Annotated in this window: 18 protein-coding genes and 1 pseudogene; 13 read left to right on the top strand and 6 right to left on the bottom strand. The window is 63.7% G+C overall.

Features of this window, described 5'->3' with window-relative positions; genetic code table 11:
- Positions 1-146: 146 nt before the first annotated feature.
- From NLY44_RS25080 to NLY44_RS25105, 6 genes are all read left to right on the top strand, one after another.
- Positions 147-1,109: an N-acetylmuramic acid 6-phosphate etherase gene (locus NLY44_RS25080; protein ID WP_023806185.1), complete on the top strand. Its 963-nt coding sequence runs from the start codon at positions 147-149 to the stop codon at positions 1,107-1,109.
- Positions 1,106-2,365 carry an ABC transporter substrate-binding protein gene (locus NLY44_RS25085; RefSeq protein ID WP_023668844.1) on the top strand — a complete coding sequence of 420 codons (1,260 nt, stop codon included), beginning with the start codon at positions 1,106-1,108 and terminating at the stop codon, positions 2,363-2,365. The genes NLY44_RS25080 and NLY44_RS25085 overlap by 4 nt, the downstream gene beginning before the upstream one ends.
- 245 nt (positions 2,366-2,610) lie before the next feature.
- Complete coding sequence (locus NLY44_RS25090; RefSeq protein WP_023806184.1) at positions 2,611-3,540, top strand: carbohydrate ABC transporter permease; 930 nt, start codon at positions 2,611-2,613, stop codon at positions 3,538-3,540.
- Positions 3,541-3,767: 227 nt separating this feature from the next.
- Positions 3,768-4,607: a carbohydrate ABC transporter permease gene (locus tag NLY44_RS25095; RefSeq protein ID WP_023668842.1), complete on the top strand. Its 840-nt coding sequence runs from the start codon at positions 3,768-3,770 to the stop codon at positions 4,605-4,607.
- A complete protein-coding gene (locus tag NLY44_RS25100; RefSeq protein WP_023806183.1) occupies positions 4,604-5,665 on the top strand; it encodes a Gfo/Idh/MocA family protein in 1,062 nt (353 codons plus the stop codon). Before NLY44_RS25095 ends, NLY44_RS25100 begins: the two co-directional genes overlap by 4 nt.
- A gap of 30 nt (positions 5,666-5,695) precedes the next feature.
- Positions 5,696-6,694 (top strand): ABC transporter ATP-binding protein, encoded by a 999-nt coding sequence (locus NLY44_RS25105; RefSeq protein WP_023668840.1) that lies wholly within the window; start codon positions 5,696-5,698, stop codon positions 6,692-6,694.
- 26 nt (positions 6,695-6,720) lie between these two features.
- Here the strand turns inward: NLY44_RS25105 and NLY44_RS25110 are convergent, their stop codons facing one another.
- The 5 genes from NLY44_RS25110 to NLY44_RS25130 are packed head-to-tail and all read right to left on the bottom strand — an operon-like array spanning position 6,721 to position 11,546.
- The gene (locus NLY44_RS25110) at positions 6,721-7,614 is read right to left on the bottom strand and encodes an ROK family protein (protein ID WP_023806182.1); all 894 of its coding nucleotides are present in this window, start codon (positions 7,612-7,614) and stop codon (positions 6,721-6,723) included.
- Positions 7,611-8,414 carry an alpha/beta fold hydrolase gene (locus NLY44_RS25115; protein ID WP_023806181.1) on the bottom strand — a complete coding sequence of 268 codons (804 nt, stop codon included), beginning with the start codon at positions 8,412-8,414 and terminating at the stop codon, positions 7,611-7,613. The genes NLY44_RS25110 and NLY44_RS25115 overlap by 4 nt, the downstream gene beginning before the upstream one ends.
- Complete coding sequence (locus NLY44_RS25120) at positions 8,411-9,247, bottom strand: sugar phosphate isomerase/epimerase family protein (RefSeq protein ID WP_023668837.1); 837 nt, start codon at positions 9,245-9,247, stop codon at positions 8,411-8,413. The genes NLY44_RS25115 and NLY44_RS25120 overlap by 4 nt, the downstream gene beginning before the upstream one ends.
- A complete protein-coding gene (locus NLY44_RS25125) occupies positions 9,247-10,326 on the bottom strand; it encodes a Gfo/Idh/MocA family protein (protein ID WP_023668836.1) in 1,080 nt (359 codons plus the stop codon). The genes NLY44_RS25120 and NLY44_RS25125 overlap by 1 nt, the downstream gene beginning before the upstream one ends.
- A 14-nt stretch (positions 10,327-10,340) precedes the next feature.
- A complete protein-coding gene (locus NLY44_RS25130; RefSeq protein WP_023709211.1) occupies positions 10,341-11,546 on the bottom strand; it encodes an ROK family transcriptional regulator in 1,206 nt (401 codons plus the stop codon).
- 169 nt (positions 11,547-11,715) lie between these two features.
- Here NLY44_RS25130 and NLY44_RS25135 point away from each other — a divergent pair.
- Positions 11,716-11,895, top strand: a pseudogene (locus NLY44_RS25135) (ATP-binding cassette domain-containing protein); the annotation flags it as partial.
- A 77-nt stretch (positions 11,896-11,972) separates the two neighbouring features.
- Here the strand turns inward: NLY44_RS25135 and NLY44_RS25140 are convergent.
- Complete coding sequence (locus tag NLY44_RS25140) at positions 11,973-13,775, bottom strand: dipeptide ABC transporter ATP-binding protein (protein ID WP_023806179.1); 1,803 nt, start codon at positions 13,773-13,775, stop codon at positions 11,973-11,975.
- Positions 13,776-13,966: 191 nt separating this feature from the next.
- Between NLY44_RS25140 and NLY44_RS25145 the strand changes: the two genes are divergently transcribed.
- The 6 genes from NLY44_RS25145 to NLY44_RS25170 all read left to right on the top strand — a co-directional run bounded on the left by NLY44_RS25145 (position 13,967) and on the right by NLY44_RS25170 (position 20,256).
- Positions 13,967-15,325, top strand: a complete 1,359-nt coding sequence (locus NLY44_RS25145) for an LLM class flavin-dependent oxidoreductase (protein ID WP_023806178.1) — start codon at positions 13,967-13,969, stop codon at positions 15,323-15,325.
- A 15-nt stretch (positions 15,326-15,340) separates the two neighbouring features.
- Positions 15,341-16,117, top strand: a complete 777-nt coding sequence (locus tag NLY44_RS25150; protein ID WP_023806177.1) for a DUF427 domain-containing protein — start codon at positions 15,341-15,343, stop codon at positions 16,115-16,117.
- A 35-nt stretch (positions 16,118-16,152) separates the two neighbouring features.
- Positions 16,153-17,796: an ABC transporter substrate-binding protein gene (locus NLY44_RS25155; protein ID WP_023806176.1), complete on the top strand. Its 1,644-nt coding sequence runs from the start codon at positions 16,153-16,155 to the stop codon at positions 17,794-17,796.
- A gap of 37 nt (positions 17,797-17,833) precedes the next feature.
- A complete protein-coding gene (locus NLY44_RS25160; RefSeq protein WP_031196280.1) occupies positions 17,834-18,793 on the top strand; it encodes an ABC transporter permease in 960 nt (319 codons plus the stop codon).
- On the top strand, positions 18,790-19,695 hold the full coding sequence (locus NLY44_RS25165; RefSeq protein WP_286439495.1) for an ABC transporter permease: 906 nt from the start codon (positions 18,790-18,792) through the stop codon (positions 19,693-19,695). Before NLY44_RS25160 ends, NLY44_RS25165 begins: the two co-directional genes overlap by 4 nt.
- A gap of 75 nt (positions 19,696-19,770) precedes the next feature.
- Complete coding sequence (locus NLY44_RS25170) at positions 19,771-20,256, top strand: hypothetical protein (RefSeq protein ID WP_023694218.1); 486 nt, start codon at positions 19,771-19,773, stop codon at positions 20,254-20,256.
- Positions 20,257-20,355: the final 99 nt, after the last annotated feature.

Consider the following 20,355-nt stretch of genomic DNA (forward strand, 5'->3'; position numbering starts at 1 on the left):
TTAATTTCCGTTTCAAAAAGATTAAGGCGTATCAGGTTGAAAAACCCGGGAATTTCGCCGGCTCAACGATTTCCAGTTCGCAATTTCGTTAATGCGTCTGGACAAGTGGTATTTTTTGGTATTGTTCGTCCATGGGAGGGACAGGGATGGCCGAACCGCGCACCGAAGCGCTTCACAGCAATGCCGAGGGACTGGACATCCAGGCCCCGGACGCCATCCTTTCTTCTTTGGTCAATGCGCAGATCGAGGCCGCCAAGGCTGTGCGCGACGCCATTCCCGCCATCGCCGCCGCAGCCGAAATCATCGCCGGGCGGCTGAACGGCGGCGGCAAGCTCGCCTATGCTGCGGCCGGCAGCTCCGGCCTGATGGCGCTGGCCGACGCGCTGGAGTTGCCCGGCACCTTCGGCATCAAGCGCGAACGCATCGCCATCCTCATCGCCGGTGGCGACGACGCTTTCAAGACCCTGGCCGGCGGACCGGAAGACGACACCGACGAAGCCTCGACGGCAATTGCCGGCGCCGGCATCGGCAAGGGCGACTGCCTGATCGCGATTTCGGCCAGCGGCTCGACGCCCTATGCGGTGCAGGCGCTGAAGGATGCGCGCAGCCGGGGCGCGGCAACCATCGCCATTGCCAACAACAAGGACACGCCCCTGCTCAGGCTGGCCGACGTCGCCATCCTGCTCGAGACGCCACCGGAGGTGATTGCCGGCTCGACGCGCATGGGCGCCGGCACTGCCCAGAAGATCGCGCTCAACATGCTGTCGACGCTTACCGCCATTCATCTCGGCCATGTCCATGACGGCTACATGGTCAATCTCACCGCCGACAACATCAAGCTGCGCGACCGCGCGGCTCGCATCGTCGCCGCTATCAGCGGCCGCGACCGGCAAGACGCCGTGCGGCTGCTCGAAGCGAGCGGCGGCGTCGTCAAGATAGCCATTCTGCTCGCCGCCGGCGCTGCCAACGCCGTTGCGGCCGAGAAGATACTGGAAGGGACCGACCAGAAGCTGCGGCCAGCCCTTTCCGCGATCGAGGGGAACAAGGGCGCGAAGGCCCCTGTTCTCAAAACCGAACCTAAAAAAAGGTCAACAGGGAGACTAGCATGACAACGAAGTTACTGACGGCACTGCTTCTCGGCACCAGCATTCTCGGCACCGCCGGGTTGGCTCACGCCGATGACGTAACGCTCAATATCGAAAGCTGGCGCGGCGACGACCTTGCCATCTGGAAGGACAAGCTGATCCCGGCTTTTGAGGCCAAGAACCCGGGCATCAAAGTGGTGTTCGCACCGTCGGCGCCGACCGAGTATGACGCCGCACTCGGCGCCAAGCTCGCCGCCGGCTCGGCTGGCGACCTGATCACCTGCCGCCCGTTCGACAAGTCGCTCGAACTGTTCAAGAAGGGCAACCTTGCCGACCTGTCGGCGCTGCCCGGCATGGAAAACTTTTCGCCCGTTGCCAAGGCCGCCTGGCAGACCGACGACGGCAAGGCGAGCTTCTGCGTGCCGATGGCCTCGGTCATTCACGGCTTCATCTACAACAAGGACGCCTTCGACAAGCTCGGCCTCAAGGTGCCGACGACGCGTGACGAGTTCTTCGCCGCGCTCGACAAGATCAAGGCCGACGGCACCTACATCCCGATGGCCATGGGCACCAAGGACCTATGGGAAGCCGCGACCATGGGCTATCAGAACATCGGTCCGAACTACTGGAAGGGCGAAGAGGGCCGCGCAGCGCTGATCAAGGGCGACCAGAAGCTGACCGACAAGGACTGGGTTGCTCCCTATGAGGAACTGGCCAAGTGGAAGCCTTATCTCGGCGACGGCTTCGAGGCCCAGACCTATCCGGACAGCCAGAACCTGTTCACGCTTGGCCGCGCCGCCATCTACCCGGCGGGATCGTGGGAGATCGGCCTGTTCAACACCCAGGCGCAGTTCAAGATGGGCGCCTTCCCGCCGCCGGTCGAGAAGGCCGGCGACACCTGCTACATCTCCGACCATACCGATATCGGCATGGGCCTGAATGCGGCGTCGAAGAATGCCGACGCGGCCAAGACCTTCCTGTCCTGGGTCGCCTCGCCGGACTTCGCCACCATCTACGCCAACGCACTGCCGGGCTTCTTCAGCCTGAATTCCACCCCGGTGAAGATGGAAGACCCGCTGGCGCAGGAATTCGTCTCCTGGCGCGACAAGTGCAAGTCGACGATCCGCTCGACCTACCAGATCCTGTCGCGCGGCACGCCGAACCTCGAGAACGAAACCTGGGTTGAATCGGCCAACGTCATCAATGGCACCGACACGCCGGAAGCTGCCGCCAAGAAGCTGCAGGACGGCCTCGACAGCTGGTACAAGCCGGGCAAGTAAGAGCTCAGACAACAGACAGGGCCCCAAGTGGACGGCCCTGCGTTTTTCGACAGCATCATCGACTGCGAACGACGGCGCCGCCCCTCATCCGCCTGCCGGCACCTTCTCCCCGTATAGTGACGGGGAGAAGGATCAGCCGAAACGCAGGCGCCCCCTCTCCCCGTCCTTCACGGGGAGAGCGTGAGGGTGAGGGGCAGCGCTGCCGTCGAAGGCATTGCTAAACCTGATCGGCGGGGACCGCACTCATGGCCGCACAAATACGACCGAAACGACCGTTCCGCTGGCATATCGGCGTCTTCCTGGCGCCGGCGCTGCTGGTCTATACGGCGATCATGATCCTGCCGCTGGCCGGCACCTTGCAGCTGTCGCTGTTCCGCAACGTCGAGCAGCATCAGGTGTTCGTTGGCTTCACCAACTTCCGTACGTTGTTCGGCGACCCCAACTGGTCGGTGGGTTTCTGGAACGCGCTGAGGAACAACACCTGGTTCTTCATCATCCACATGGTGGTGCAGAACCCGATCGGCGTGCTTCTGGCCGCACTTCTTTCCAGCCCGAGGCTGAGGTTCGCCGCCTTCTACCGCACCGCGATCTTCGTGCCGACCATCCTGTCCTTCGTCATCGTCGGCTTCGCCTGGAAACTGATCCTGTCGCCGTTATGGGGCGTGGCGCCGCATCTGATGGACCTGGTCGGCTTGAAAAGCCTGTTCACGCCGTGGCTGGGCAAGGAACGATATGCGCTGACCGCGCTCAGCCTGATCTCGGTGTGGCAGTTCGTCGGCATCCCGATGATGCTGATCTATGCAGCCCTTTTGTCGATCCCCGAAGAGGTGATCGAGGCGGCCGAATGTGACGGCATCACCGGCATGTCGCAGTTCTGGAAGATCAAGCTGCCGCTGATCCTGCCGTCGATCGGCATCATCTCGATCCTGACCTTCGTCGGCAATTTCAACGCCTTCGACCTGATCTACACCGCGCAAGGGGCGCTCGCCGGCCCGAACTATTCGACCGACATTCTGGGCACTTTCCTCTACCGCGCCTTCTTCGGCTTTCAGCTGCAGACCGGCGATCCCAATATGGGCGCGGCGATCGCCACGATGATGTTCCTGATCATCCTCGGCGGCGTCTGCGTCTACCTCTTCCTCGTCCAGACGCGCCTGCGTCGCTACCAGTTCTGAGGGGCAGACATGTTACGGCTAAACACCCCCCTCTGCCTTGCCAGGCATCTCCCCCTCAAGGGGGGAGATCAGATGTCATCGTCGCTTTCGCCAATCACCAGCGTTGCAAGGTGGACGGCAAGGTCAACGCTGCCAATCTCTCCCCTTGAGGGGGAGATGTCCGGCAGGACAGAGGGGGGTGCCTTGGTGCCGACCTCAACAGTCATCGCTCGTCAGGAGACCTTCCAATGAGCACCGCCACCCGTTCGCTGCCCCGCACCATCGGCGCCCACGCGATCCTGTTGACCTACACGGCGATCGCGCTGTTTCCGGTGATCCTGGTCATCATGAACTCGTTCAAATCGCGCGCCGGCATCTTCAGCGAGCCGCTGACGCCGCCGACGCCAAAAACCTTCGACCTGATCGGCTACACCACGGTGATCGGCCAGGGCGACTTCATCCATTATTTCCAGAACAGCCTGGTCGTCACCGTCGCCTCGCTGTTCTTCGTGCTTCTGTTCGGCGCGATGGCGGCGTTCGCGCTCTCGGAATACCGCTTCCGCGGCAACACGCTGATGGGGCTTTACCTCGCGCTCGGCATCATGATCCCGATCCGGCTCGGCACCGTCGCCATCCTGCAATTGATGGTGGCGAGCGGGCTGGTCAACACGCTGACGGCGCTGATCCTGGTCTACACCGCGCAGGGGCTGCCGCTGGCCGTCTTCATCCTGTCGGAATTCATGAAGCAGGTGTCCGACGATCTGAAGAATGCCGGCCGCATCGACGGCCTGTCGGAATACACCATCTTCTTCCGGCTGGTGCTGCCGCTGGTGCGGCCCTCGATGGCGACGGTCGCCGTCTTCACCATGATCCCGATCTGGAACGATCTGTGGTTCCCACTGATCCTGGCGCCGTCGGAAGAGACCAAAACGGTGACGCTCGGCGCGCAGCTCTTCCTCGGCCAGTTCGTCACCAACTGGAACGCCATCCTGGCCGCACTCTCGCTGGCGATCATGCCGGTGCTGACCCTCTACGTCATCTTCTCGCGGCAGCTGATCCGCGGCATCACATCCGGAGCCGTCAAGTGAGTCTAGAAAAACCTCTTCGTGTTGTCGTCGCCGGCCTCGGCAATATGGGCCGCAGCCATGCGCTGGCCTATCACAACAATCCGGGCTTCGAGATCGCTGCACTGATCAACCGTTCTGACGTCCCATTGCCGGACGGGCTATCGGGCTATGGCATCAGGCGCTCCTTCGACGACGCCTTGCGCGACGAGAAACCAGATGTCGCCTGCATCGCCACCTATTCCGACAGCCATGCCGACTATGCGGTGAAGGCATTCGAGGCCGGCTGCCACGTCTTCGTCGAGAAGCCGCTGGCAACGACGGTCGCCGACGCCAAGCGCGTCGTCGCCGCGGCCAAGGCCAACGGCAGAAAACTGGTGATCGGCTACATCCTCCGCCACCACCCGTCCTGGGTCCGGCTCATCGCCGAAGCGCGCAAGCTCGGCGGCCCTTATGTCTTCCGCATGAACCTCAACCAGCAATCGTCAGGGCCGACCTGGCAGACGCACAAGCAGTTGATGCAGACGACGTCGCCGATCGTCGATTGCGGCGTGCACTATCTCGACGTGATGCTGCAGATCACCGACGCCAGGCCGGTCGAGGTGCGCGGCATGGGGCTGCGGCTGACCGAGGAGATCGCGCCGACAATGTACAATTACGGCCATCTCCAGGTGCTGTTCGACGACGGCTCGGTCGGCTGGTACGAGGCGGCTTGGGGCCCGATGATCTCGGAGACAGCGTTCTTCGTGAAGGACGTGATTTCGCCCAATGGCTGCGTGTCGATCGTCATGAAGGAAGGTGTGAAGTCGGACGACATCGACACCCACACCAAGACCTCGACCATCCGCCTGCACAGTGCGGCGACCGGCGCGGACGGCAAGTTCGCCAGGCCGGACGAGATGCTGTCGATGGACGGCGAACCCGGCCACCAGGACCTCTGCGATCTCGAACAGGCCTTCGTGCTGAAGGCGATCCGGGAAGACATTGACCTGACCCGCCACATGGACGACGCGGTGAAATCGCTCGCCGTCTGCCTTGCCGCCGATGAGAGCGTGCGCAGCGGCGCCCCAGTTAAGCTCTAGTAGGGCAAACTCTAGAACAAGGACGAAGCCGTGGGCTCGCTGGTAATCGAGAATGTGAAGAAGGCCTTCGGGCCGGTCGAGGTGCTGAAAGGCATCAACCTCGAAGTGACCGACGGCGAATTCGTCGTCTTCGTCGGCCCATCTGGCTGCGGCAAGTCAACCTTGCTCAGGGTCATCGCCGGGCTGGAGGATTCGACCTCCGGCAGGGTGGTGATCGACGGCGCCGATGTCTCGGCCACGCCCCCGGCAAAACGCGGCATCGCCATGGTGTTCCAGACCTATGCCTTGTACCCGCATCTGACGGTGAAGAACAATATGGGCCTCGGCCTCAAGCAGGCCGGCACGCCCGCCCCAGAGATCGAGCGACGCATCGGCGTCGCCTCGTCGATGCTGTCGCTGGAACCGTATCTCGAGCGCCGGCCGGCGGAACTGTCGGGCGGCCAGCGCCAGCGCGTCGCCATCGGCCGCGCCGTGGTGCGTGAGCCAAAACTGTTTCTCTTCGACGAGCCCTTGTCGAACCTCGATGCAGCGCTTCGCGTCAACACGCGGCTGGAGATCGCGCAGCTGCATCGCCGGCTGAAGGCGACGATGATCTACGTCACCCACGACCAGGTCGAGGCGATGACGCTGGCCGACAAGATCGTCGTGCTCAACGCCGGCCAGATCGAGCAGATCGGCGGCCCGATGGAGCTCTACAATTCGCCGGCAAACGAGTTCGTCGCCGGCTTCATCGGCTCGCCGAAGATGAATTTCATCGACGGCGCCAGATTGGGCGAGACGGCCAAGACGATCGGCGTGCGGCCGGAGCATCTGACCGTGGATCCAAGGTCCGGCGCCTGGAAGGGAACGGTGGTGCATGCCGAACATCTCGGCGCCGACACCAACCTCTATCTCGACTGCGAAAAGGCCGGGCTGATCACGGTGCGCATTTTCGGTGTCTACGACGCGGAGCCGGGCGCGACGCTGTATGCGACGCCCGAGCCGGGTAAGACATACCGGTTTGGGGCGGACGGGAAGACGATCAAGTAATCCTTCGCGGACAGCAACCACGGCGATCACACCGCGCCGAGCAGCACCGCGCCATGGATCGCCGCCTGCCAGCCCAGGGCCGCCCAGCGTATGTCCAGAGGCTCTACAACAAGCGAATGCGGCAGGCTGTCCGCGATGCGCTGCTTGAGCGTCTGGCGGGGATAGGATTTCATGTCGACGATACCGCCGCCGATCAGGATCGTCTGCGGGGAAAACAGGGCGGCTGCCGTTGCGACGGCCACCGCCTGTTGCCAGACGATTTCGTCGAGCCATTCGCGCAGCGATGGCGGCTGCCCGGCCGCCGAAAACAGATCGGCCACCGGGATATCGTAGTCTGTCGCGAGTTCGACGAGCGTTGCCCCTGAGGCATAGGTCTCGACCCGGTTTGGCGGACCGCTTTCGTCGGGTCGGTAGATCGGCATGTGGCCGATCTCGAGCGCCCAGCCGCCGCCCCTGAAAATGCCGTCCTTGCCGAGATAGGCTGCACCAATGCCGGTGCCGAGATAGACCGCCAGCACTTCCTTTTGCCGCTTCACCGCGCCGGCAACGCTTTCGCCCAGCAATTGCAACACGACATCGCGCTCCAGGCGGACAGGGATGCCTAACTTAGAAGCCAATTCCGTACCCAGCCGGATGCCGTTCAGTTCGGGAATGTTGGCCGTGTGCAGTACGGTGTCGAAATCGCGGTCGATGAAACCCGGCACCGTCGCAACGACGCGCGCAGGCGTGAGGCAGGCATCGCGGCAGGCTGCGGTGACCGCATCGGCCAACCCCGCCACGGGCGCGCCCTGGCGCAGTTGGGCGGTCGGGTAGGTGCGGGCGAAATCCACCGGGTGGCCGCGATCGGCAAAGCCAACCTTGACCGACGTGCCGCCGATCTCGACCACGGCGATCGTGTCGTCCATCGTTTGATGCGTCATGCCAGCGCTTCCAGGAATTCCGAAAGACAGGCGCGGAATTCCCGCCGGTAGGCGGCGCGATCCTGCGATTTGGCTGTGATGGTGCAAAGCCGGGCCGACGGAATGAGTCCGGCCAGCGTCTGTGCGTCGTCCAGTCGATGGACGAGGTCATGGTCATGGCCGATGACAAGAGTCGGCACCGCGATAGCGCGGATGTCCGCCTCGCTCACGCCGGGACCATCGCCGGCGATCGCCGAAAGCAGCCTGCCGAACAGAACCGGGTCCGGGCGAGTGAAGAAGCCTTGCAGGCTGCCGAGATTGTCCGGCGCCAATCTGGCCAGTTCGCCGGCAACAGCGCTGTCATCGAACAGACGCCTGGCGTCTTGGGGCGAATGCCGCATCAAGAGATCGCCGACCACGGCATAGGGCCTCATATTGGCCGGTGCAGCCTGGGATACCCACGCAGGCCGGGCGAGCACCAGCGCCCGCACCCGCGCCGGCCTGTGCACCGCCAGGCGAAGCGCCAGCGCCGCGCCCATCGAGATGCCGCCGACGACGGCCGGGCCGAGGCCGAGATCGTCGGCCAGTGCATCGACGTCCTCGGCAAACGTCGCGATCGAAAGCTGCTCGACAGGCCCGTAGCCGGATCCGCCCTGGCCACGGCATTCGAGCGTCACGCGCCGCGTCACCGGCAGATCGGGAAACACGTCGGCCACCTGCGCCTCATCGCCGCCCAGCCCATGCTGGAAGATGACGGGAAGGCCCGTGCCGACCTCCCGGTAGGCAAGGTCGACGCCATCTCGGCTGAAGGTCTTTTTCACGTGTCGTCGCTCGCTTCCAGGACATTGCGCAGGAACGCGCCGACGCCGGGCGCCTCGGCCTCTGTCAGGCCATGCGTGATCAGGGGGCCGTCGAACCCGGCGGCTCTTAGGCAGCCGATGAAATGCGGGAAATCGACGACGCCCTGTCCGGCGGCGGCAAAACTGCCATCGGCATTGCGGTCCTTGGCATGGGCCATGCCGATCTCCGCAGCCAGCAGATCGACGGCCTCGTCGATCAGGCGGTGACGCTCCGCGCTGTCCGCCACTTCGAATAGATTGGCCGGGTCGAGCACAATGCGCAGCCGCGCGCTGTTCATCTCGTCGAGCAGCCGGCGAGCGGCCCGCGCGCTGGAGACGACATTGGCCAGTTCCGGTTCGATGCCGAGCTCGATGTCGAAGCGCTCGGCAATCGCGATCGCCGCTTCCATCTCCGTCCGCAGATCGCTCCATGCCGCCTCGCTTGCATTGTCGGGATGCCAGCGCCACGGATCCTGTGCATCCCTTGTGCCGGTGCACAGCGTGATCAGGCGCGTGCCCATGTCAGCGCATGACGCAGCCAGCACCTCCAGCCGAGCAAGACCTGACACACGAACCGAGCGATCCGGGTGGATCATATTGTAGGTTCCAGACACGGCCGCGATCGAAACGCCGGCCTCGCCGCTCGCCTTAGCGACGGACCGGGCCGCGCCGAGCTCAATGCTGTCCGGCATCGACGGCAGTCCAAGGCACGCCATGTTGAACTGCGCCGCCGTGTAGCCGCCGTCCGCGACCGCGCGCAGCACCGGCAAGGCGCCGGTGGTGGCGAAGGTCTTGGCGAAAATCCCAAGCTGCATCACACGACCCCGTCGACATCGGCCAGACGGACGGCGCGGCCGCCGGCAGCGGCCGAGCGGGCGATGGCCGCCATGCCCCTGACCGAGGCGATGCCGTCCTCGATGCTGGCGCCGATCATGGGCGCGCCATTCAGCACGACATCGGCAAAGCCTTCGAGCTGCCGGCGATAGAAGTGGCCATCCGCGCCAAGCGTGCGATGCCAACTGCCATCGGCCTCGCGGAAAATGTCGACCTCGCTGCTCTTGTAGTACCAGGGGTTATACGTCTTCGCGAGAACGCTGCCGTTCTGGCCATAGATCTGGAACCCTTCGTGCCAGTCCATGCGCACGGCGACCGTCAGGTCGAGATGGCCGATCGTGCCGTCGGCGAAGATGGTGGTGATGAACCAGCAATAGGCGCCATAGCGCTCGGTGAGCCGGGCCTCGACCGCCTCGATCGGCCTGTGCAGATGGCGCGCCGTATCGAGGAGATGGCTGCCATGCGCCAGCATGTAGTATTGGCGCAGATCCGCCTTGGGATTGACGGCAGGCTTGCGCGCCTTGGCGCTGGTGATGATCAGCGGTTGCACCGCATCGGTCATCGGGTAGCGGTGGGTGCTGTCGCAGTACCAGCCTTTGAACGCCAGCCGCTCGCCCATTTCGTCGTCGACGAAAGCCTTTGCCGCCTGGATGCCGGGATCGAAGCGCTTCATATGGCCGACCTGGAGCACCTTGCCGCTCTTGTCGAGCGTGGCCCGCAAGCCTTCGACCTCCTCGACCGAAACGCCCAGCGGCTTTTCGCAAAGCACATGCTTGCCGGCATCGAGCGCCAGTTCCGCGGCCTTGACGTGAAAAATGTCCGATGTCGCGATGATGACGGCATCGAGATCGGGATCGGCCAGCATCAGGCCGTAGTCGGCATAGGATTTTTCAGGCGCGTAGGTCGCCGCCATCCTGTCGCGCAGATCGTCGGCGACATCGCAGATGGCATAGAGATCGGTATTGCGTGCCTTGGTGCAGGATTCGAAATGCGCCGCCTGGGCAATCGGACCGCAGCCGAGCACGCCGACACGCAGCCGCTTTTCGTCTTTGCGAGGCATGGAATCTCTCCTGATTAGCGCGCGGCGAGGCCGCGAAGTTGAAATTGCGGATCGCCCGACAAAGCTGCCTGATGCAGCAGACAGGCAGCGCCCAATGCCGGACCGTCGGCCCCGACGCGCGACAGTTCGACCGTAGGAACGGGGTAACCTTCAGCCAGGAACTCCAGCAAGAAAGCTTCCACCTGCTCGGCGACAAAGGGATAGACAGCATTGACGGAGCCGGAGAGGATGATGCGCTCCGGCTGCAAGGTGCAGGCAAGTGTCGCCAGGCCGCGGCCGAACCAGAGCGCCCAGTCGCGCGCGGTGGCAACGGCTGCCGGATCGCCGCCGGCCAGCGCTGCGACAAACTCATCCACGCCGGCGCGCAGTCCGCTTATGTGCAAATAGCGAGCCAGTAAAGCATCCTTGCCGACATAGGATTCCAGTCGGCCCGGGCGCTTCGCGTCGAAGACAAAACCTTCGTCGCCGATGCGCAGATGCCCGATTTCGCCGGCGCCGCCGAGCCGGCCGCGATGCAGCCTGCCGGCATTGATGATGCCGCCGCCAACGCCGTTCTCGATCAGGATGACCAGAGCATCCTCATGGTCCTTGCCCGGCTGCGCCCGGTATGTCTCGGCCACCGCCACGGCATTGGCATCGTTTTCCAAGAGGATTGGAAAGTCCGCGCCAAAGGCAGTGCGCAAAAGCTCCGCCAGATTGACCCCGTGCCAGCCAAGGATGGTGGCATGGTATGAAATCCCGTCGGCGGCGGGGAAGCCGGGCACGGCGACATTGAGCCCGTAGGGGCGCGTGCCCGCAGGCAATTGTGAGCGGATCTCGGCGACGAGTTCCCCGATGATGTCGACCGCGGCTTCGGGCGTGCTACCGGGGCCGGCAAATGCCCTAGAGGCGCTCGCACGCCGCGCGCCGGCAAGGTCGACAGTCACGACTGCGATCCAGTTGACGCCGATATAAGCGCCAAGGAAGAAGCCGCCATTGCCGTCGATCTCGACCAGGATACCGGGACGGCCGACCCGACCCTCGCTATCCTGCTCGTCATCCGCTCCATCCGACCGCTCGCGCGCCAGACCGGCTTCCGTCAGCCCCAGCACCAGGGCGCCGGTGGTCGACCGGGTCAGGCCGAGATCGCGTGCGAGCGCTGCCCGGCTCGACGCGCCGGCACGAAACAGCGCCGCAAGTGCCCGCGTTTCGTTCGGCCGAAGATCGGTCGACACCAGCATGTCGTTCTCCACAATTTGTTTGCTTGACATACTAATAGAATTTCTAGGCGGTTTGAAAGACCCAAGGTTGGGTGCATTGCAATAAATCTTCAGCATCTCCAAGCCCATTGACCCAAGTTTCAAACGATGATTTGTATTAGAAACTTACAAATTGGCATGGGAAGATGCGATGACGGTTCTAGCGCGTCTCGAACATATCGTGAAGGATTTCGGTGCCGTTCGCGCGCTGGACAATGTCTCGCTCGACATCAATGAGGGCCAGGTTCTCGGCCTGACGGGCGACAATGGCGCCGGCAAATCGACGCTGGTCAAAACCATCGCCGGAAATTTCCAGCCGACGTCAGGCGCCTCCCAAGCCTGTCCTCCGGCCGCATCGGCCGGGGGACATCTCCTCGAAAGAAGGCTTGTCAGTTGCCCGCTTCGCAATCAGAGACTGCTTGCGTCTCTCCAGCAGGCGATCAGATGACCGTCGCCGGCCTGCCTGACGGGTGGTTGCGCCTTTCGGCAATCGGGCAGCGCGACAGGACAGCGGGCGGCAAAGGAGCATCCGGAGGTCTCGGCATCGTGTGCCGCGACGTGGAGCTGAGCCGGAGCCCTCGGCGCCGTCTCATCCGAGGACGCGGCCAGAAGCAGCTTCGTGTAGGGGTGGTTGAGGCCACGGAAAATCTGCTCGGATGATCCCGTCTCGACCAGCCGGCCGCGATAGAGCACGCCGATCCTGTCGGCCATATAGCGCACCACCCTGAGGTCGTGGCTGATGAACAGATAGGTGGTGTCCTTGTCGCGCTGCAGGTCGTTGAGCAAATTGAGCACGGTCGCCTGCACGGAAACGTCGAGCGCAGAGGTCGGCTCGTCCAACACCACGAGCTTCGGCACGCCGGCAAAGGCGCGCGCAATCGCCGCCCGTTGGCGCTGGCCACCAGACAGCGATCTCGGCTTCTGGTCGACGGTCGTAGCGGCAAGACGAACCGAGGCCAGGAGATCGCCGACACGCTGCTTCACCTCGCTGCGGCTAAAGCCGGCGAGCCGCCGCAGCGGACGGCCGAGGATCCTGCCGATCCGCTGGCGCGGATTGAGCGTGCGGTCGGGTGACTGGAACACCATCTGCACGTCGCGCCGTTCGCTCAGGCTTCTTTTCTCGACGCGCGGCGCGACAGTGCTGCCGAACAGCTCGACCGACCCAGCGTCCGGCGTCTGGAGGCCAGTCACGATCCTTGCCAATGTCGACTTGCCGGAGCCGGATTCGCCGATCAGCCCGAACGTCTCGCCCTGGGCTATCTCCAGGTCGATATCGTGCAGGACGGCCTGGGAGCCGAAGGCGCGGCTGATGCCTTTGCAGGCGACGGCGATCGGACGTGCGGCTTCCGGTTGATCGCTGCGGACAGGCTTCGACGGGCCGGTTGTGTGCATCTCGGCCAGCCTGCCGTCGCGCTTGGTGAAGTTGAGCGCCGGGATCGAGGCGATCAGCGCCTTGGTGTAGGCGTGAACAGGGTTCTCGAAGACATCGTTGGCGATGCCGCTTTCGACCACCGTCCCCGACTGCATCACGGCCACCCTATCGCAGGCCCGGCGGACCATGTTGATGTCATGGCTGATCAGCAGAACGCTGGTTTGGTGATCGCGGCGCAAGTCCTGCAGGATGGCGACGATCTCGGACTGGACGCTGGCGTCAAGCGCCGTCGTCGGCTCATCCAGCACCAGCAGCGACGGGTCGAGCGCAATGGCAATCGCGATGTTGGCGCGCTGCTGCATGCCGCCCGACAATTCGTGCGGATAGAGATCGAGCACCCGCTCCGGATTGCTCACCCTGACGCGGCCGAGCAGCTCGGCGGCGCGGGTGCGTGCTTCGTCCTGCCGAACCGGGCGATGCCGCATGATCGTCTCGGTGATCTGCCGGCCAATCGTCATGGCCGGATTGAGCGCCGCACCCGGATGCTGGTAGACGGCCGCGATGCGATCGCCCCTTAGCCGGCGCAGCTGTTCGCCGGAGAGATTGCGGATCTCGCGGCCCTGGAACTCGAGCGCCGACGCGGCGATCCGGGCGTTATTCGGCAGATAGCGCAGAATAGCGAGTGCCACCGAGCTTTTGCCCGAGCCGGACTCGCCGACAAGGCCGAGCGCTTCGCCTTCGCCGATGGTGAGCGACACGCCGTTGACGGCCGGATGCGATCCCCGGCGTTCATCATAGGCGACGGTGAGCTGCTCGACGTTCAGAACCGATGACGACATGTCTTGCTGAAACCACTTTCTTTCGGCGCGGTCTTCGAGGGCAATCGCTTCCGCTTTCGCGCCGCACAATCTCTATAAAATTACTCGAATTAAGCTGGAGCGCAATCTACCTTTCACCGCTCAGGAGAGATTGTCGCAGCCGGTCGAGGCATCGCGACGGTCGCCTGAAGCAGTTCTGCAAGGAGACCGGCATGGCACGCGACCACATGATCCTCAGCGCGTTTTTCTTCAATCCGCAGGGCGATCATCGCATGTCGTGGCGCCATCCGCGCGCGCCGGGCCGCGAAGTGCTCGACTTCGACTTCTACCGCGATCTCGTCCAGTCTGCCGAGCGCGCCAGGATCGATACGATCTTCGTCGCCGACCATGTCGCGATCTGGGATTCCGTACAGAGCGGCGTAGCCCATTACGCCAATGCCCGCCTGGAACCGCTGACGCTGTTGTCGGCGCTTGCCGGCGTGACCAGGCATATCGGCCTCATCACCACCGCCTCGAGCTCCTACAGCGAGCCCTATAATGTCGCCCGCATGTTTGCCTCGCTCGACCATATCAGCAAGGGCAGGGCGTCTTGGAATGTGGTGACGTCGGCCATGGACGAGGAGGCCCGCAATTTCGGCCGCGACGGCAATATCGAGCACGCCTTTCGCTATGAGCGCGCCACCGAATTCCTCGATATCGTCAAGGCACTGTGGGACAGCTGGGAAGACGAAGCCCTGCTTATCGACAAGGCATCGGGCTATTTCGCCGATCCCGACAAGGTCCATGCGATCAACCACAAGGGCCCGCACTTCAAGGTGCGCGGACCGCTCAATGTCTCGCGCCCGCCGCAGGGCCATCCGCTGATCGTCCAGGCCGGCTCGTCCGAAGACGGCAAGAATTTCGCTACCGCGCATGCCGATGCGCACTTTGCCATCTACAGCACCAAGGAAGACGGCATCAAATATAGGCAGGACATCAACGAGCGCCTCGCCCGTTACGGCCGCAAGCCCGAGAGCTTCAAGATCCTGCCGGGCATCCTGCCGATCGTCGCAGCTTCCGAAGCGGAGGGACGCGAGCGGCAGGAGTATCTGCAGAGCTTGCTTCCCGATCGGGTCGGCATCGACCTTCTCTCTAGCTGGAGCGGCGTCGATCTCTCCGTATATCCGCCGGACGGCCCGCTGCCGCCGCTGCCGGACGAGAGCACCTTCAATGGCGGCCGCACCTCGCTCAATCGAGTCAAGGAATGGTCGAAGCAGAACCTCACTCTGCGCGAGATCGCTCGCAAGCTCGCCAACAGCGGTTCGGTGCCGACCGTCGTCGGCACACCGAACCAGATCGCCGATCAGCTGCAGGACTGGTTCGAGGCAGGTGCCGCCGACGGCTTCAACCTGATGTTCCCGCTGCTGCCGGAGGATTGGGTGAATTTTGCCGAGCAGGTCGTGCCGGAACTGCAGCGCCGCGGCGTATTCCCCACCGAATATGCGCCGGGGACGCTGCGGGACCGTTTCGGCCTGGCGCGGCCGGCCAACCGCTTCACCGAACAGCGCGACAATGTGCGCGCCGTATCCTGACTTGGAGCAATTGGTATGACCGCAGCGCCAAAACTCCAGCCCCGCGAAGCCACGGCTCCGCAGCTCATCAATGTTCTGCACAGCCCCAAGCGCATTCGGGTCAAATTCGCCGGCCGCACCATCGCCGACAGCCGCAACGTCCTGGTGCTGCGCTCCAACCATTTCCTGCCGATCTATTTCTTCCCGGCATCCTCGGTGGACCGCTCGCTCTTGAAGCCGTCCGAGCATAGCCAGCCCCATCCCGTCGGTGGCGAAACCACCTATTGGAACCTGGAGACGGGAGAAAAAGCTTCGCCCAACGCGGCCTGGTCGCTTGTCGCGCCGCCGGATGAAAGCCTGTCGCCGCTGGCCGGACGCATCGCCTTCACCTGGAAAGCGGTCGACCAATGGTTCGAGGAGGAGGAAGAAGTCTTCGTCCACGCCCGCGATCCATACGCACGCATCGATGTGCTGCAGAGTTCAAGTCACGTCCGGATCTGGTTCGACGGCGAAGTGATCGCCGACAGCCATCGCCCGGTGCTGCTGTTCGAAACGCATCTGCCGACGCGTTTCTATTTGCATCCGGACGATGTCAGGCTCGACCGTCTGGTCGCCTCGGACAGCACGACGCGCTGTCCCTACAAGGGCATTGCCTCTTACTGGTCGGGCCTGCGCGCCGACGGCTCGGTGAGCCCTGATATCGCTTGGAGCTACCGCGATCCCATTGCCGAAATGCCCAAGATCAAGGGCCTCATCGCCTTCTACCCGCAAGCCGTCGACTGCATCCATCTCGACGGCGAACCAGTCGCTTAAAGGCATTCAACAGTCATTTCAGACAGGGGTTTCAAATGACCAAACGCAACGACATCGATACGCTTCGCAATCTGTCCGGCGACATCTGGAACGTCGCCGTCGATGAGCACCAGGCCGGCTTCCTCAAGCGCCGCGATCTGCTGAAATACGCAGCCTTGATCGGCCTCACCGGCTTTGCCGCCTCGCAGGGACTTGCTGGTTTCGGCACGGCGCGCGCTGCCGGCGCCGGCGGCACGGTCCGCGTTGGGCTCGGACAGCCGACCAAGGCGATCGATCCCGTCTCCATCACCGATCCGGCCAGCATCGGCGTCATCAGCCAGGTCGGCGAATATCTCATCCTCGACGATCCCAAGGACGGTCTGCAGCCCAAGCTCGCTCTGTCGTGGGAGGCCGACGAGACCGCCAGCCGCTGGACCTTCAAATTGCGGCCGGGCGTAAAATTCCACGACGGCCGCACCGTCACCGCCAAGGATGTGGTGGCGAGCTTCGAGCGGCTGGTCGATCCGGCCAGCGGTTCGTCCGCTTTGTCGGCCTATAAGGGCATCCTGTCCAAGGGCGGCGCCAAGGTCGTCGACGACCAGACAGTCGCCTTCGATCTCGACGGGCCCAACAGCAACTTCCCCTTCTATGTCTCGTCCGACGTCTACAATGCCGTCATCCTGCCGGCCGACTATGCCGGCGATTTCGAGAAGAATTTCAACGGCACCGGCCCGTTCAAGCTCGAATCCTTCCGCCCCAAGCAGGGCGCCAGCTTCGTGCGCAACCCTGACTATTGGGGCGACAAGGCGCTGCCCGACCGCGTCGAAATCAAGTTCTTCGACGACGAGCAGGCGCAGGTGCTGGCGCTGCAGGCCGGCCAGCTCGACGTCATCCCGAGCACGACCCGGCTGGAATTGGCGATCGAGGGCAATCCCAACTTCAAGCTGCTCAGCGTGCAGGCAAGTTCGCATGACGAGGTGCATCTGAGGACCGACCAGGCGCCGTTCACCGACAAGCGCATTCGCCGCGCCTTGGCGCTCACCATCGACCGCGCGGCGGTGGTCAAGGGCTTGCTCAAGGGCCGCGCCATCGTCGGCAACGACACCCCGTTCGCGCCGATCTTCCCCTCGGCCGATCCGTCGGTGCCGCAGCGCAAGCAGGACATCGCCGAGGCCAAGCGCCTGCTTGGCGAGGCCGGCGTGCCGAACGGCTTCCCGGTGACGCTGACCACCGAGCGCGCCTATGACATTCCCGATTATGCCGTGCTGATCCAGAATTTTGCCAAGAAGGCCGGCATCGACATCAAGCTCAACGTGCTGCCGCAGGACGCCTATTATGGCTCGGCGAAGTTCGGCTCGTCGCCATGGCTCGATTCCAATCTCGGCATTACCGATTTTGGCCATCGCGGCACGCCCGACATCTTCCTCAACGCGACGCTGAAGAGTTCGGGCGCCTGGAACGCCGCGCATTTCAACAACCCGGCCTATGACGGGCTGCTGCTCGAATACGGCAAGGCCCGCGACCTTCAGGCGCAACGCCTTGCCGCGGGCAAGATCCAGACCTTGCTGCTGGACGAGACGCCGCTGATCATCAGCTACTTCTCGCAATACAGCCGCATCGTCTCGTCGAAGGTCGAGGGCGTCCGCTTCACGGCAATCTCGCATCTGCTGCTCGATCGCGTGACGTTCGCCCAGGCATGATTGCGAGACGTCCAGCCACTCCGGGCACCGGAATCCGATGCTGACCGGCCGCACTGTGTCGGTGCGGGCAGCCTCGCTTCTGCTCACGCTGTGGCTGGTCAGCATGCTGGTGTTCTTCGCCGGGCAGGTTCTGCCCGGCGATGTCGCCCGCCTCATGCTCGGGCCGTTCGCCGATGCCGAGGCCGTCGCGGCGCTGAACAGGCAGCTCGGCGCCGACCAGCCGGTGCTCGTGCAATACTGGCACTGGTTCAGCAGCGTGCTGTCAGGCGACTTCGGCACCTCCCTGTCGTTGCGTTTGCCGGTGGCGCCCTTCGTTCTGGAAAGCCTCAAGCGCTCGGCGGCCCTTGCCGGAATTATCCTCGTCTTTCTGTTGCCGCTGGGCATCGGCGCCGGCATCGTCGCCGGTCTCAACCAGGGCCGCTTTGTCGACCGCCTGATCGTACTCGCCGGCGTGTCCTTCGGCATCGTCCCGGACTTCGTCTCCGGCCTGCTGTTGCTCATCGTCTTCGGCCTGTGGCTGAACTGGTTCCCGATCACCGGCGCTGCTCCCGATGGCGCCGGGCTGTGGGTCAGTGGCTATTATCTGATCCTGCCGGCGCTGCCGCTGGTGCTGAACCTTGCCGGCTACATCGCCCGCATGACGCGGGCCGGTGTGATCGAGGCGCTGGCCGCCGACTATACGCGCACCGCCGTCCTGAAAGGCCTTGAGCGTCGCGAAATCCTCATCCGGCACGTGCTGCGTAATGCGCTGACGCCGACCATCGCCGTGCTGGCGACGCAGACCGGTTACATGCTTGGCGGGCTGGTGGTGATCGAAGCGCTGTTCGGCATACAGGGTCTCGGCAATCTGGTGCTCAACGCCGCCAAGTCGCGTGACTTCCCGATGCTCGAAGCCGGCGTGCTGGTCATGGCGACCATCTTCGTGCTGTCGGCCGCGGCAGGCGATCTCGTGAATGCCTTGCTCGATCCGCGGCAGCGCCGCCGTGTTTCGCCATGATGGAACTGATGGAATTGCCGGAGCGCCGTACGCTGGGCTGGCGGGCAGCAAGTCGCATCCGCGAGACTGTTTCGCAGCTGCCGCCCTCGGTGATCGTTGGATCGCTGATCCTGCTGTTCTGGGTCGGCTGCGCCGTGTTAGGCAGCCTGTTTGTGCCCTACGATCCCTATGCCGAGGATTTCCTCGTCATGCTGGCGCCGCCTGATGCCGCGCACTGGTTCGGCACCGACCAACTTGGCCGCGACGTGCTGTCGCGCATCGTCGTCGGCTCGCGTGACATCCTGCTGGTCGCGCCGGCAGCAACACTGCTCGGCGTTGCCGCCGGCAGCGTGCTTGGCCTCGTGCTCGGCTATTTCGACGGGCTGATCGACGCCATCGGCGCCAGGCTGCTCGACACGCTGATGGCCTTTCCCTTCATCGTCCTCGTCACCATGGCGCTGGTCGCGCTTGGGCCATCGAACCTCACCGTCATCCTTGTGATCGGCATCGCCTATGCCCCGCTGGTGGCACGGACGGTGCGTGCCGCCGTGCGCGAGCAGCGCGAACGCGACTATGTCAGCGCCGCTCGTCTCGGCGGCGAGAGCGCTCTTTCCATCATGTTCCTCGAGATCCTGCCTAATGTCAGGGAAACCATCCTCATCGAGCTGGTCACAAGGCTTGGCTACGCCTTCTTTTCGATCGCCACGCTGAGCTTCCTCGGCCTCGGCATCCAGCCTCCCTCAGCCGATTGGGGACTGGCGGTCGCCGACGGCTACGGCTTCCTGACCGGCGGCAAATGGTGGGTGGTGATCTTCAACTCCGCAGCCATCGTTTCGCTTGTCATGGCAACCAATCTGATCGCGCAAGGCATGGGGCCTTCGAAAACAGCGACCGGTGAAGAGCGGAACGCTCAGCAAAGCTGACGCGCAATCGCGGACCGTGCGCTAAAATCGTTCCTCGTGATTCGGCTCTGACAGGGCCTCAAAGCAAGGAACGGCATGAGCAAGGCCCTCATTACATTCGCATTGGTCGCGGTGCTCACCGCATTGCTCATGGCGCTCAGCCTGGCGGTCGCCAGGCACGGCTATCCCTATGGCGCGATCGGGGTGAGGCGGCTGGACGGCATCGCCGATGCCGGGTCGTTCCTGCCACTCGCCGCCGTCTATTTTTTCGGCGCCATGCTGATGATGATCCTGCCGATCCGCGCCGCCGGCATCGTCTTGACCCATGCTGCGGATGCGCTGTTCTGGGCGGTGATTGCCCTGTTCGCCACAATTGTCGGCTGTCTCGTCGCCCGCTGGGCTTTCGGCCAGAGCAGCGTGCTGTGGGCGCTCCTGAACTGGCGTTTCCTGTTCGCCGCGGCCATCGTTGGCAGCCATTTCACCATGAACGAGCTGCGCCGCAACATCCTGCTCAGGAGCTTGTTCTTCGTCATCTTCGCCGCGGCGACGCTGGCTTGCCTGTTCTGGACTTTTCCGACCTGACAGGGCCGCTTCATATTGTCCATCTTGAGGTCGCGGCTTTCATAGCCGCGCGCCATCGGCTATCCAGTCCGCAGCTAGATTTCAGCCCTCACAGTGTCG

It is taken from the genome of Mesorhizobium sp. C089B, assembly GCF_030323125.1.
Lineage (GTDB): Bacteria > Pseudomonadota > Alphaproteobacteria > Rhizobiales > Rhizobiaceae > Mesorhizobium.